General features: G+C 46.8%; 12 protein-coding genes. 4 read left to right on the top strand and 8 right to left on the bottom strand.

The genetic code is table 11. The annotated features are described in order from the left end of the window. Positions 1 to 112: 112 nt before the first annotated feature. Positions 113 to 1,498 carry an MATE family efflux transporter gene (locus IC230_RS24700; protein WP_191041751.1) on the bottom strand — a complete coding sequence of 462 codons (1,386 nt, stop codon included), beginning with the start codon at positions 1,496 to 1,498 and terminating at the stop codon, positions 113 to 115. A 273-nt stretch (positions 1,499 to 1,771) separates the two neighbouring features. Between IC230_RS24700 and IC230_RS24695 the strand changes: the two genes are divergently transcribed. After that, a complete protein-coding gene (locus IC230_RS24695; RefSeq protein WP_191041750.1) occupies positions 1,772 to 2,530 on the top strand; it encodes a Nif3-like dinuclear metal center hexameric protein in 759 nt (252 codons plus the stop codon). Between the two features lie 105 nt (positions 2,531 to 2,635). On the opposite strand, the gene IC230_RS24690 is transcribed toward IC230_RS24695, so the two are convergent. Further along, on the bottom strand, positions 2,636 to 3,454 hold the full coding sequence (locus IC230_RS24690) for an aldo/keto reductase (protein WP_191041749.1): 819 nt from the start codon (positions 3,452 to 3,454) through the stop codon (positions 2,636 to 2,638). Between the two features lie 358 nt (positions 3,455 to 3,812). On the opposite strand from IC230_RS24690, the gene IC230_RS24685 reads away from it, so the two are divergent. Continuing rightward, positions 3,813 to 5,351 (top strand): DUF4394 domain-containing protein, encoded by a 1,539-nt coding sequence (locus tag IC230_RS24685; protein WP_191041748.1) that lies wholly within the window; start codon positions 3,813 to 3,815, stop codon positions 5,349 to 5,351. Positions 5,352 to 5,460: 109 nt separating this feature from the next. On the opposite strand, the gene IC230_RS24680 is transcribed toward IC230_RS24685, so the two are convergent. From IC230_RS24680 to carB, 3 genes are all read right to left on the bottom strand, one after another. Further along, complete coding sequence (locus IC230_RS24680) at positions 5,461 to 5,889, bottom strand: putative toxin-antitoxin system toxin component, PIN family (RefSeq protein WP_191041747.1); 429 nt, start codon at positions 5,887 to 5,889, stop codon at positions 5,461 to 5,463. Between the two features lie 78 nt (positions 5,890 to 5,967). Continuing rightward, positions 5,968 to 6,183, bottom strand: a complete 216-nt coding sequence (locus IC230_RS24675; RefSeq protein WP_191041746.1) for a hypothetical protein — start codon at positions 6,181 to 6,183, stop codon at positions 5,968 to 5,970. 115 nt (positions 6,184 to 6,298) lie between these two features. Further along, positions 6,299 to 9,175, bottom strand: a complete 2,877-nt coding sequence (gene carB / locus IC230_RS24670) for a carbamoyl-phosphate synthase large subunit (protein WP_191041745.1) — start codon at positions 9,173 to 9,175, stop codon at positions 6,299 to 6,301. 297 nt (positions 9,176 to 9,472) lie between these two features. On the opposite strand from carB, the gene IC230_RS24665 reads away from it, so the two are divergent. Next, positions 9,473 to 10,909, top strand: a complete 1,437-nt coding sequence (locus IC230_RS24665) for a hypothetical protein (protein WP_191041744.1) — start codon at positions 9,473 to 9,475, stop codon at positions 10,907 to 10,909. Between the two features lie 53 nt (positions 10,910 to 10,962). Here the strand turns inward: IC230_RS24665 and IC230_RS24660 are convergent, their stop codons facing one another. Beyond that, complete coding sequence (locus tag IC230_RS24660; protein ID WP_191041743.1) at positions 10,963 to 11,799, bottom strand: ferritin-like domain-containing protein; 837 nt, start codon at positions 11,797 to 11,799, stop codon at positions 10,963 to 10,965. Positions 11,800 to 11,823: 24 nt separating this feature from the next. After that, on the bottom strand, positions 11,824 to 12,567 hold the full coding sequence (locus IC230_RS24655) for a ferritin-like domain-containing protein (protein ID WP_191041742.1): 744 nt from the start codon (positions 12,565 to 12,567) through the stop codon (positions 11,824 to 11,826). Positions 12,568 to 12,945: 378 nt separating this feature from the next. On the opposite strand from IC230_RS24655, the gene IC230_RS24650 reads away from it, so the two are divergent. Further along, complete coding sequence (locus IC230_RS24650; RefSeq protein WP_191041741.1) at positions 12,946 to 13,398, top strand: ferritin-like domain-containing protein; 453 nt, start codon at positions 12,946 to 12,948, stop codon at positions 13,396 to 13,398. Positions 13,399 to 13,477: 79 nt separating this feature from the next. Here IC230_RS24650 and IC230_RS24645 read toward each other — a convergent pair whose 3' ends face one another. Next, the gene (locus IC230_RS24645) at positions 13,478 to 13,822 is read right to left on the bottom strand and encodes a hypothetical protein (protein WP_191041740.1); all 345 of its coding nucleotides are present in this window, start codon (positions 13,820 to 13,822) and stop codon (positions 13,478 to 13,480) included. Between the last annotated feature and the right edge of the window lie 124 nt (positions 13,823 to 13,946).

Raw genomic sequence — 13,946 nt, 5'->3', positions numbered from 1 at the left:
TCATATACTTATTCTGTACTAGATTAAAATCTCCAGATAAACCCTCAAATTAAAAACGACCCCCTTCGGGGAAAAGTTTCGCTGAAGAATCGGCTCAAGATAGTGTTTTTTACTACACCTGAACCGTTTTCCAGTGCCCTCGCCGGAATACAAAAACGGCGATAATAGCCAGCAGTGTTTCGCTGATTGCCACGGACCAAAACACACCCGGCGGTCCCCATTCCAGAAGGTGAGCGAGCGTGTAAGCCAGCGGAATCTCAACTGCCCAGAAGCACACAATGTTGATGATTGTCGGGGTTTTTGTATCACCGGCTCCGTTAAGCGCCTGGCTCAGTACCATACCGTAAGCCATGAACAGATAGCCCAGGCAAAAGACACGCAAACACTGTACGGCAACATCGACGACGCCTGCGTTGTTGTCGAACAAGCCGACGATTGGAGTGGCTCCCAGAAAGAAACCAACGCCGACAGCCGCCAAAAAGAGCATGTTGCAGAAAGCCGCCCGCCAGGCCGACGTTTCAGCACGTTCGGGCTGACCAGCCCCCAAATTCTGCCCAACCAACGTAGCAGCTGCATTCGCCAGGCCCCACGACGGCAGAATCGTAAACACAATAATCCGAATGGCGATGGTATAACCAGCCACTACGTCACTGCCGTACGTTGACAGAATTCGCGTTAAGAAAATCCAACTGGCCGAACCAACCAAAAACTGACTCGTTCCCCCAACGGCCAGACTAAGCAGATTCCGAACAATGCCGGTGTCGGGCGTGATGTCAGTGTGTATAACCTGTATGGCGCCTTTCGTGCGTGTCAGCGCGTAAAGTTGGTACAGAACGCCAATTGTCCGTCCCAACGTCGTAGCCACTGCCGAGCCCATTACGCCCAGTTCTGGAAAGGGCCCCAGCCCGAAAATAAATACCGGACACAGCACAATGTTGACACCATTCGCTAACCACAACGACCGCATCGCAACTGAGGCATCGCCTGAACCGCGCAGGCAACCGCTTAGGGTGTAAAGCAGAATAATCGCTGGTGAACTGGCGAAAATCATCCGGGTAAAACCGACACCATTGGTAATCAGGCGTTCATCGCCACCCATTAGCCGCAGAATATCTTCGGCAAACAGGAAACCGGGTATACCCATCAGGATGGCCAGCATGAGTGACACCAGAATTACCTGACCCGCTGTTCGGCTAGCTTCCCGATGATTATCTTCCCCAACCCGTCGGGATACCAGCGCTGTTGCTGCCGTACTCAGACCAATAGCAATCGAATAGACGATGGTTAATACCGATTCGGTTAAGCCAACTGTAGCAATGGCCTGCGTGCCGATTTTGGCGACAAAAAAGACGTCGACTACGGCAAAGAGTGACTCCATCACCATTTCCAGAATCATCGGCACGGATAGCAGAAAAATGGCTCTGTTGATACTACCAGACGTAAAATTGGTTTCTGAACCGCGCAATGCGGCCAGGAACAACCTTATAAATTTGGTCATTGAATTAAAAAGACTATGCCGTAGCCCGACGACTACTGACCGATGTGAATAAAGAAAAAAAGGAAAATGACCACCGAGCGGTGGCTGAATTTAAGAGAAGAAGAAAAACCGCGTGGGTTTTTGAGCGAGGAACTTCATGGGCTTTTTTGGACCGCCAGCGCGGACGCCTTTATAGCTGCAAACTTACAACTTTCTCCCGCAAACTGCCAAATTTGTTTGAGTAAACGGTTGACAGATTGCAAACTATCCAGGGAAAAGAGGGTTTAGCTAACTATGAAAACGCCACATCCTTCACTAAGCGAACTAGATGATTTCCTACGTAACGAACTTAATACAGATCGATATCCTGACACGGAACAAGGGGGAATCTATTATCCATCCGAACGGCCTGTTCATCGAATAGGGCTATCACTAGAACCTTTTTCTACCTTATCGGCCTGGATTGATGAGAATCATATCGATGCCCTTTGGCTTCATCGCCCCTGGCAACTCAATCTGGCAACTTTACCACCAGACATCGGTATTCTGGCACATCATCTGCCGTTTGATGAAACGTTAACAATCGGGTATAATCAGCAATTAGCGAGTCAGCTCGGTGCCACACAACTGCTTGAACCGCTTGGTTATAAGCAGGCCGCGAATGAAATAGGTGAGTTGTTGCCGGAGCGCCCAATCGGTATGGTTTTTGACATCCCTGAGCAGGAATTTGATTCTTTGTTGCATAGGATCTCAACTCTTTTTGGCGGGTATGACCGGGCCGAAGCAGGACCTGGTCCGGGCGGGTGGCAGCCTGACAGCAATCGTATTGCCGTGGTGGGTGCCATGACCGACGCCCTGGTTCGGGAAGCGGCTGATGAAGGTGCTCATTTATATGTGACGGGAGCGTATCGAAAGCCAGCTCAGCAGGCCGTAGACGAAACAGGGATAGCCGTTGTTGCGGTTGGGCATCGTCGGGTTGAGGAGTGGGGGTTACGCGCCTTAGCCGATCTGTTGCATGAACGCTGGGAAATTGATTGTTTCGTTCATGAGTAGGTTTGAATGTAATCAACACGTCTTGGCGGGTGACTCGTGTGATGTCAGGTTCGAAAACCTGACATCACACGAGTCACCCGCCAAGACGTGTTGATTATTGAGTTTTTAAGGTAGAGTACGTGGATCGTCGGCGATCCGGGTGTTGTCGTAGAAAGTATTCATATGCCTCATATCCTCGTCGGAAATGGTAAAATCCAGTACGTCGAAATTTTCATAGATCCGTTCACGGTGTACCGATTTCGGAATGGTTACCACGCCATGCTGCATCGACCATCGGATCAACAACTGATACGTTGATTTACCGTATTTTTCGGCCAGCGCGACTAATTTTGGGTCATTTTGTTTCTCGCCCCGTACCAATGGTGCATAGCCTTCCGGTTGAATATTTTTCTGTCGACAATAGTCTATTACTTCGGGAAGAAACGAGTATGGGCTAAGTTCGATCTGATTGACGGCAGGGAGTATCTGTGCTTCAGTCAGAAGTTCGTCTATATGCGCCGGGTAATGATTGGAAATGCCAATTGCCCGCGCGCGACCATCCCGGTAGATTTTTTCAAGGGCTTTCCAGGTATCATGTCGATGCTCCTTTATGGGCCAGTGAATCAGGTATAAATCCACGGCATCGATTCCAAGTCGCTCAAGACTTCGGTTAAACGCACGTAGCGTTCGGTTGTAGCCTTGGTCATCGTTCCAAACTTTGGTCGTGATAAAAATATCACTTCGAGGAATACCGCTAGACCGTATGGCGTCGGCAACTTCACGTTCGTTGCCATAAGCAGCTGCCGTATCGATCAGGCGGCATCCGGCTTCGAGAGCCCATTCAACAGCCTGTTGTACTTCGTTATTTTGGCGTGGAGCATAAACACCTAGCCCCAGCAGAGGCATTGAAATGCCATTACTAAGAGTAGTAGATGGTATATCCATTTAGTAATGTCACCTTTTTTGTATAAAAAGGAAATAAAGACAATATGTTTTATAATCAGATCGCTTGATCAATTTCACTGGCTGCTACCGTTGAATAGATTATATCCCTGATTCAAAACAATCCAAGCGATAGAGGTTTTAAGATTACATGGATTTTAATTTATTTTTAATGTTGAGTGCTAAGTTGCCAGTTCTTCTAATGGTATAAATTATTGATTATTAGGACTGAGAAAGTTTGTAGGCATTGTATTTCTAGCCCTACGCAAAAGTTTTTAACAAAATTTTAACCACTATCAAATCCATCCTTTACGATTATACGTATAGGTATTTACCTTCAACTATGTTCAACGTAATAACTATGACCCCCAAAAAACTACTCCCTGTTGTTGCCGGATTACTGGCAATTGGTTCTGTCTTAACATTGAATTCCTGCCAGGATCACCGGATGGCACCCGATCCAGCGACAGTTCCTGACGTTACGGTGTATGCCCTGAATGACGTCAATCAACTTGTGCGATTTAGTGTTCGTACGCCTACCGCAACGACACCGATCAGCATTTCGGGAACAATGCAGGATGAACGAATCCTCGCTATTGATTTCCGGCCTGCTACCGGCCAGTTATACGGCGTAAGCAACCAGAGCCGGATGTACACGATCAATCCAATGACGGGAAGAGTTCAGCCGATTAACATGAATACGACGCCGTTCACCCCGGCTCTTTCGGGAACTATTGTTGGTCTGGATTTCAACCCCACTGTCGATCGTATTCGGCTTGTTACCAACATGGGGCAGGACCTGCGACTGAATCCTGAAACGGGTACCGTAGCCGCTACTGATGGCATGATTAGTGGCCCGATGGGGGTGGCAGTATCTGAGGTAGCCTACACCAACAATTTTGCGGGAGCAACGTCGACAACTTTGTATGACATTGATCCAGCTACAGACCGTCTGTATATTCAGAACCCACCCAATAATGGTACGTTAGTTGACGTAGGCCCGCTGGGCTTAGACATTACGGGCGCTGCTGGGTTCGATATTTCGCCAACAGATAACACACAAGGTCTGGTAGCCGTGACGTTTAATGGAGCATCGGAACTGCAACAGATCAACCTATCGACGGGACGCTTGCAAAAACTGGGTAACTTACCCGGTAACATTATTGGTCTGGCGATCCCAACTCAGCCAACGGCCTATGCAGTTGATGGTTCGAACAATCTGCTGATCTTCAATCCAATGAGTCCAGCGCCGGTTACAAAAAGCATTGCCGGATTGCAGTCAGGCGAATCTATTGTTGGTATTGATCAGCGGCCTGTAAATGGTCAGCTGTACGCATTAGGTAGCACCAGCCGACTTTATACAATCGCTGTTACAGCCACGGCTAGCTGGAGTGCTGTAGCGGTGGGTAGCGCTGGCGCATTCACGCTTTCTGGAACAGATTTCGGCTTCGATTTCAACCCAACGGTTGACCGGATTCGGGTGGTTAGCAATACTGGCCAAAATCTGCGGTTGAATCCAATGGATGGATCATTGACGGCGACAGATGGAAATTTAAATCCAGGAACACCTAATGTATCGGCAGCTGCTTATACGAACAACTTCGCAGGCGCAGCTACCACTATGCTGTATGACATTGATGTTCGCCCAGGCAGCGCCGTGCTGCTTCAGCAAAACGCGAACCCAGGAATCTTGACGACAGTCGGCCCACTCGGTATAGAGGTTGAAAGCGCCAACGGATTCGACATCGGCGGTGCAAGTAATCTGGCCTATGCGTTGTTACGTTCGGGTGGCACTACCCGCGTATACAGCATCAACCTGACGAATGGAGCCGCTACGGCTGGTATGGCCTTACCCGGTAACCCAACGGTTCGTGGTTTTGCACTCGGTTTAGGATTCTAGAATACGTTAATACGTTATTTACAGAACGGCCTGACTTACTTTAAGTAAGTCAGGCCGTTCCATTTAAAAGCAGTTCAGTTTGTTTTAATATAGTAGAGATGCTACGTAGTTAACTCATGAATCGTTCGAAAAATATCCTGGGACTAACAATCTCAGTATTGTCGATTATCTCTAAATCTAGTAAATCCCTATCTCCGGTAATCAGGAAATTTGCTTTGATAAACAGAGCTACCTGTAAAACATTATTATCGTCAGGGTCACGGGAGTCAGTTGGTAAATCGTTCGTAGGAGCTACGACAATATGCCTTTCGCGGATAGCACTAATAATACGCTTCCTTTGTTCAAGCAAATACCTGAATTTGTGGTCCATTTTTTCATCGAACTCGCTCAATATCCACTCAGACGTATAGAGCTCAAAAAAGAGCGCGCAGTGATTATACACCTCTGCCGCAAAACCTGAAAAAACGAAAGTGGAAATAAGTACGTTTGTATCGAAAACTACCGATGTTGAGGCAGGTAAACGCAAGGGCGCTTCCATATAGCTAAGAAGGAGTAGAATCAGACAGCCTCTTTGCCTGAGTCAGTTAATGCACAATAATAAATTGTTAAGCTGATATTACGAAATCTCTTTGTATATATCTTCTTCGGAAGTAAAGCCAACTGCTTCAGCAGTCCCTTTTAACTCACGACGAATCTTATTTATTTTCTCAATATGCAGATAGTTTTTCACAATCCGGCTAACCATTTGGTCTGACGGTAGATTAAACATACCGGAGGTCTCCTCTAAATCTTGAAAAACTTTATCTTCTAGTTCAACAGCTATAACCGTCATAGCATTTATTTCTTGAGTAGAATGTGAATATCTACCTTATAAACGCAAATTACAATAAAAAAATTAAGCCACACTCATCAGAATGTGGCTCAATAAATAAATCAAACTATGTTGATTACCGGCTTAGATATAGGTTTCGTTCGGAATAAACCTTCTGAAAATAATCGTCGGTCAGATCGTCGATGAAATAGATACCCTCGCCGGTTGATTTCATTTCGGGGCCGAGCTCCTTGTTCACGTTCGGGAATTTGTTGAACGAGAACACCGGAATCTTGATCGCATAGCCTTTTTTAACAGGTTTGAAATCAAAATCTTTCACCTTTTTGTCGCCCAGCATCACCTTGGTAGCATAATTCACATACGGCTCTTGGTAGGCTTTGCAAATAAAGGGTACTGTACGGCTGGCGCGGGGATTGGCTTCGATAATATAAACCACTTCGTTTTTGATCGCAAACTGAATGTTGATCAAACCAACCGTTTTAAGCGCAACGGCAATTTTCTTTGTATGCTCCTCGATCTGCCGGATTACGTTATCGCTCAGATCGAAGGTTGGTAGAACGGCATACGAATCGCCAGAGTGGATACCAGCTGGTTCAATGTGCTCCATGATACCAATGATATACACGTCTTCACCGTCGCAGATGGCATCGGCTTCAGCTTCGATTGCGTTTTCGAGGAAGTGATCGAGCAGGATGTTATTATCGGGAATATCTTCCAGAATCTTCATCACGTGCGCTTCCAGTTCGTTCTCGTTAATCACAATTTTCATGCTCTGCCCACCTAATACGTAGCTAGGACGTACCAGCAATGGGAAGCCTAATTCACGCGATAATTCGATCGCTCCTTCGGATTCACGTACCGTGCCGAACTTTGGATACGGAATATCCAGCTTTCTGAGCATTTCGGAGAAATGACCCCGGTCTTCGGCTAAATCGAGTGCTTCCCAGCTTGTACCAATAATCTTAATACCGTAACGAGTCAGCTTTTCGGCCATTTTTAACGCCGTCTGTCCCCCCAGCTGCACAATAACGCCCTCGGGCTGTTCGTGCATAATGATGGCGTGAACGTGCTCCCAGAACACCGGCTCGAAATAAAGCTTATCAGCGATGTCGGGGTCGGTCGAAACGGTTTCCGGGTTGCAGTTGATCATGATCGTCTCGTAGCCCGCTTCTTTGGCCGCCAGTACGCCATGTACGCATGAGTAATCGAACTCAATACCCTGTCCGATTCGGTTCGGCCCTGAACCCAGCACTACTACTTTCTTGCGATCACTACGTATCGACTCGTTACCGGGCAGATCCGAAACGGGTTCTGCATGATCGGTTGTTATGGGCACTTGGTTATTGAAGGTCGAATAGTAATACGGTGTTTTGGCTTCGAACTCTGCCGCACACGTATCGACACACTTGTATACCCGACGAATGTTATGCTGCTGACGGTACTCATACACCTTGCTTTCTTTCACCTGTAGCAAATGGGCCAACTGACGGTCGGCGTATCCTTTCTGCTTGGCGGTACGTAGCAACTCAGGCGGTAAGTCCTCCAGATCGTACTGCTGAATCTCGCGCTCCAATTCAATCAACTCTTCGATCTGATGTAAGAACCAGGGGTCAATTTTGGTCAGCTGCTGAATCGTACGGAATGACATACCCGCTTTAAAGGCGTCGTAGATATGGAACAGCCGGTTCCAGGTTGGGTGCTGAAGACTGTACGTAAGCGCATTTCGGTCGGTAAGCTCATGACCATCGGCACCCAGGCCGTTACGTCGGATTTCGAGCGACTGACAGGCTTTCTGGAGCGCTTCCTGGAAATTCCGGCCAATACCCATCGCTTCACCCACCGACTTCATCTGGAGTCCTAGTGAACGATCGGCCCCTGGAAACTTGTCGAAATTCCAACGGGGAACCTTCACGATTACATAGTCGATGGCAGGCTCGAAAAAGGCCGAAGTGGTTCCGGTAATGGGATTGATTAACTCATCGAGGTTGTAACCTACAGCCATTTTGGCGGCAATCTTGGCAATGGGGTAACCCGTTGCTTTAGAAGCCAGAGCCGACGAGCGGCTTACCCGTGGATTTACTTCGATGACAATAATCTCATCCGTTTGCGGATTGACTGAGAACTGGATATTACACCCGCCCGCAAATTGACCGATACCGCTCATAACCCGAATTGCCAGGTCACGCATTTGCTGGTATAGTGTATCAGGCAGGGTCATGGCAGGCGCTACTGTGATGCTATCGCCAGTATGAATACCCATCGGATCGAAGTTCTCGATGGAGCAGATGATAATGAAATTGCCGTTGTTGTCACGTAACAATTCCAGCTCATATTCTTTCCATCCCATTACGCTCTGCTCTACCAGTACCTCATGCACTGGCGATGCGTGCAGGCCGTGCGTCAGAGCTTTATCAAACTCTTCGGGTGTATTCACAAAGCCACCTCCCGTTCCTCCTAGCGTAAACGAGGGCCGAATAACCAGTGGAAATCCGATTTCCTGTGCGATTTCCTTACCTTCCAGAAACGAGCGGGCTGTACGTCCTTTGCACACCCCTGCGCCAAGCTGGAGCATGAGCAGGCGGAACTTTTCCCGGTCTTCGGTTGTCTCGATCGCTTTGATGTCAACCCCAATGATCTGAACCCCATACTTCTGCCAGATGCCGGCTTTATCGCAGTCAATGGCCAGATTCAGTGCTGTTTGACCACCCATTGTTGGTAAGACAGCATCAATTGGCCGACCCATTTCCTGGTGTTTTTTGAGAATCTCAACGATCGACTTCTTCTCAAGAGGTAGCAGGTACACGTAATCGGCGTTGATCGGATCAGTCATGATCGTGGCCGGATTGGAGTTAATCAATGCGACTTCGATGCCTTCGTCCCGAATAGAGCGGGCGGCCTGCGATCCGGCGTAATCGAATTCACACGCCTGACCAATAACAATAGGGCCTGAGCCAATAATAAGGACGGAGCGAATGTTGGTGTTTTTGGGCATTTTTCTGTGGAGCAATGAACCGCACGGGCGGCTTCAGTATGTGTAATGGCTACTGAATACAGATGAACAAAACAGATAATGATCGGCAGCTTGTTAAAGCGTAACCAAAAATCCTGCAAAAATAGCGGATACAAGCGAAAGGAGTAGGCGACTAACGTAAAAAAATCCGAACTTACAGTAAATCGTAGGTAAACACTTCCTTGAACAAAGGAATTGCCTTTACTTTCGGGAACAGAATGGTTGGCAAGACGTTTTAATTCTGTCGTCTATCTGGATAAAAAATATACTTCTGTATTTATGGTTCGTTACTGTTTACTGTTGCTGTTGGTAAGTAAGCTGATCATTAGTTGCACGCGTGACTATCCAGCTACGGCACCCTATACGATTGTAGCGCCTGTACCCCCTGCCAAAGGAGGTGGGTTGCCTGTACAGGAACAACCCGCTGCCCAGAAGCGTCTCTATCTGGCTAACGATAAAGTGCGGATGGGTATTGACTTAAATGCCGGTGGCGCCATTACGTATCTGGCCGAAGCAGGCAGTAATGAGAATATGGTCAATAATCCTGATTTGGGACGACAGATTCAGACTGCTATTTATGCCGGGCCATATAATTACATTGTGCCTGGACAGGTACCTGTTAATTTCTGGCGGTTTTTAGGGTGGAATCCAGTTCAAACGGGCGATTATTACAATACCCCTGCGCGTATTGTCAGCTATCAACAGGGGCAGAACACGCTATATGTCAAGAATATACCCCTTATATTTCAATACAAGGATGTTCCCGCAGAATGCATATTCGAACATTGGTATGAATTAAAAGACAACACGATTCATGTGCGTTGTCATGTAACGGTTAATCGGGCTGATACAACGCACTATGAAGCTCGCACTCAGGAAATGCCCTGCGTCTATCTGAATGGACCTTATTATCGGATGGTTAGTTATGTTGGGCAAAAGCCGTTTACGAACGATGCTGTTTCGGAATTTACGACGAGTGGAAGCTGGTATTACCGGTATACACCAGAACACTGGACAGCTTTATTGAATGATCAGGGCCGGGGCGTTGGACTATATAAATCGGGTGAAGTACGTTTCGGAACGGATAAGTTCGGGACTGGTCGGACAGGTGGAGAATTTGACCTTAATAGCGGTTATATGAATACACAACCCTTTTTGGTCATTGACCATAATGGGCAGTATGACTATGAATATACACTGGTAGTGGGTTCGCTGAACGAAATTCGCCAATTCGCTTATAGCCAGCCCCGACCAATTACGCGCCCTGAATTCCGATTCACAAATAATCGGCTAGGCTGGTATTACACAAATACGCACGACAGAGGCTGGCCTATCCAAAATGAATTGAATGTCCGTTGGGAACGTGATAGTCTGGACAAACCACGTTTTCGCATTGCATCGCCCATGACGGTCTGGTATGCCAACGAGATACCGAAGCTATACATTCAGGCAGCGTTTCAAACGAAAGGAACCGTTGCCCGTTTGGTTTGGCTAAGACCTGGTGAGAGCAATGAAATACAGGAAGATCCAGGACGCTACGTCGATTTTCCGATTGTTGGCGATGGGCAGTTCCGGACGTATGAAATCAACACAAGCCAGCTATCTGGCTGGACGGGCATCATTGCTCAGATTGCCTTGACCAGTCCTGAAACGCAGTATGCTTACGAAAAAGGATCAACCGTTCGGATACGTAGCATAACAACGAGTTCTCCTTAAACAAAAAAAACGGGACTTAGTCCCGTTTTTTTTGTTACTATCAACTTCACTAATTAATTGAATTTGACAATAAATGGTGTAGCGATAGCCAGCACCTGTTCTTTTGTCAGTGGTTCATCGAACGACTCAGAGATGGTATCTGGTGAGATACCCGTGATTGACGATACATTGATGCCCGCCTGAGTAACCATGTTATCACCCTTGTAGACAGCGCCTACGCCTGGGATGTTCGATGTATCTTCATTCGTGATCCAGCCTTTGTAGCCACGTAGGTAGCGAACGCGAGCTGCGTGACGAGCCTCAACCGAGTGAATCTGTAAAGCAACTTCCAGTACAGAAGGAACGGCTGGCGTAGATGTACCGATTAATCGTGGTGCCTGACCTTTATAAGCCCGAACACCTGTGTCTTCCAGTGCCTGCGATACCGCCAGATACGTATTATAGTCGCTCAGTACGTTTGCGAAAGCGCCTTTATACGTAAGATCGAAGTCTGGCTTAAGAATAGCAGCACCACCCGCAGTTTTCAGACCACCTAAAGCGCCTATTAGCAGTTTAACGTGTTCGTTCTCGTGTAGGGCAATTTGCGTGTAGATCGTACGAGCCATGCTGCCCGCAGGAAGTAAGTTTGGTTGCGCTAATCCTACGTTGTAGAACTCGGCTTCCAGGTATTCCAGAGTCAGGGCAAAGTTCAATACGTCGACGATATCCTCCTGACCAGCGTAGGCTTTGTTAAGCATTGAGGCAAATACTACAGGAGCACCAGCGGCAGCACCTTTCATTGCCTTTTTCATGAACGTCTGGAACATATTCCGACGTGATACATGTTCGAGACGTTCATACACTTCGGCATCAACGTTCTCAATTTCATTCAGTATGTTTTGTAAAATCATGGCTATAGGAGATTAGGGGCTAGCTTATCGAGCGTTAAAGTTTATGGTTTCATAGATAAATGGAGCTGCCGCCGTCAATACTTCTCTGAACGACCGTACTTTATCTAAACCGCCCATATTAGAAACTTCGGGCTCTCCTGCGAACGCTACTGACATTGGATCAATCAACGTAGCAATGATAGACGCGTGACGAGCTTCAACCGATACAATTTTGCCCGCAAGTGTCAGGTAATCAGCATTCTTGATGAATTTGCCAGCTCCGTTATAAGCAGACACACCAAGGTTTTCATACGTTTTAGCAACACCTAATACAGCAGCACGACTTTTGAAATCAATCATGGTGAAGTCGGGTGTCAATCCTGGGATTGCAGCACCACCCAAAGCTGTCTTGAACAATTCACGGTGAGCGATTTCGTGATCTCTGATATCTTTCAAGATGATCATTTCACTGTTCGTTATACCCGTGTATGGCGTCATTATTACCTGAGAATAGAACGCAGCTTCCAGTTGTTCCAACGCGTAGGCGTAGTTCAAAATGGCTGTATCATTCGTCTCAAGGTCACCAAGGTCAACTACTCTGTAACCCGCCCGAGCGGCACCACGTGGTGTAGCAGAGTCCATCACTTCATTCTGGCAAGCACTCAAAGCCACGCCGGCAGCAGCCGTTGCTCCGAGGTAACGCATAAAGATTCGACGACCAAGCCGTGCCGATTCTTTTCCCGTCAGGGACTGACTGATTTCAGCCAGATCTTTGGGTAGTTTTTCCATTGAGATAAATAGTTTAGTGAAGTTTTTCTTTCTGCCGTTCATCGGGAGAATTGCTATAACTACGGTTAATAGGGCCGCTTGGTTTTAAGTAATCGAAAAAAAACTTCAGAAAAGAAAAATAATTGACTAAACGGCCTAAATTCCACCGTTTACGAAAGAAATAATAACAAATATAAATTTGCTAAGTAATAGGCAGCACTTGAATCAGATGTGTATATATGGATATAAACAAAGGGGCAACTCCACCTGCCAGTCAATGAAGGTTGCTTAAGTAGCGGTAGGTGTACAACACTAATTTTTTCCTGCTTCCCCTGAAAACAATCCGCTCTATACGTGGGTTGTACTTCCGATTCATTACTTATCGAAAAAGCAACTGTTATGATTACGAATAAAGAAATTGTCGACGATCTCAACGATCTGGTCAAGATCAATAATGACCGTATTCAAGGGTACGAAAAAGCTATTGAAGACAATGAAGACGCTGGTTTGGATGACCTGTTTCGGCACTACGTTATCCAAAGTCAAAATTTCCGTAGCCAACTCGCTGATCACATTGTGAGAATAGATGGTCTGGCTGTATCGGACGCAACATCCACGGATGTGGCAAGCAAGCTACATCGGGCCTGGATCGATATTAAGTCTGCCCTGACTGGAAAAGACCGGGACTCTGTGTTAAGCTCCGTAGAGTTTGGCGAGAGTGCAGCTGTAGAAGCGTATGAAGATGCGATCGCCAAAGATCACATTCCGGCCTACATCAAGGAAGACTTACAGAAACAATTAAGTGATCTGAAAGCCTCTTATGATAAGATTAAGTCTTTGGAAAAAGCTTAACAATCAGTGCATGATTTTACAAAAAAAGAGACGGCTACGTAGCCGTCTCTTTTTTTGTAAAATCAATTTTAAAATTTCTTTATTTCTGAGAAACTCGAGTTGATAACTCTTCCAGAACCTCAGCTAGCTGCACCAATTGACCAACCAAACCAACGTCCGACGATTCGTTGGCAGCCAGCTTCGTCAATTTGCTAAGCGTATGCAATGAACCCGCAATTTTGGCCATTTTCTTTTCTGCCAGGGCTTGCTTGAGCGAAAACAATTCGTTGGCAACATTCTCCAGCGTCAGATTGCCTTCGCCGAGCGCGTCACTCCACTGACCTATCAATTCATCAACCGGATCGAGATGATTCGCATCTTGCTGCAACCGACGTAGCGTTGAGGTTAACAGTTGCTGAAGATGTTGTTTTGCTTGTGGCCCCATAAGACTTTAGCTTTAGTAAGTCAATTCGTTTCCGGATTAAATGCTCGTGTATGACGCGAGCATTTATGACTCTATAATTCGTAAATATACATGAGTAGTAAGACGGTAAGCATTGATAGTTAAG

It is taken from the genome of Spirosoma validum (assembly GCF_014699035.1).
Classification (GTDB): Bacteria; Bacteroidota; Bacteroidia; order Cytophagales; family Spirosomataceae; genus Spirosoma; species Spirosoma validum.
Note: the sequence above shows the minus strand (reverse complement) of the source record. Positions and strands in the feature narration are given on the sequence as shown.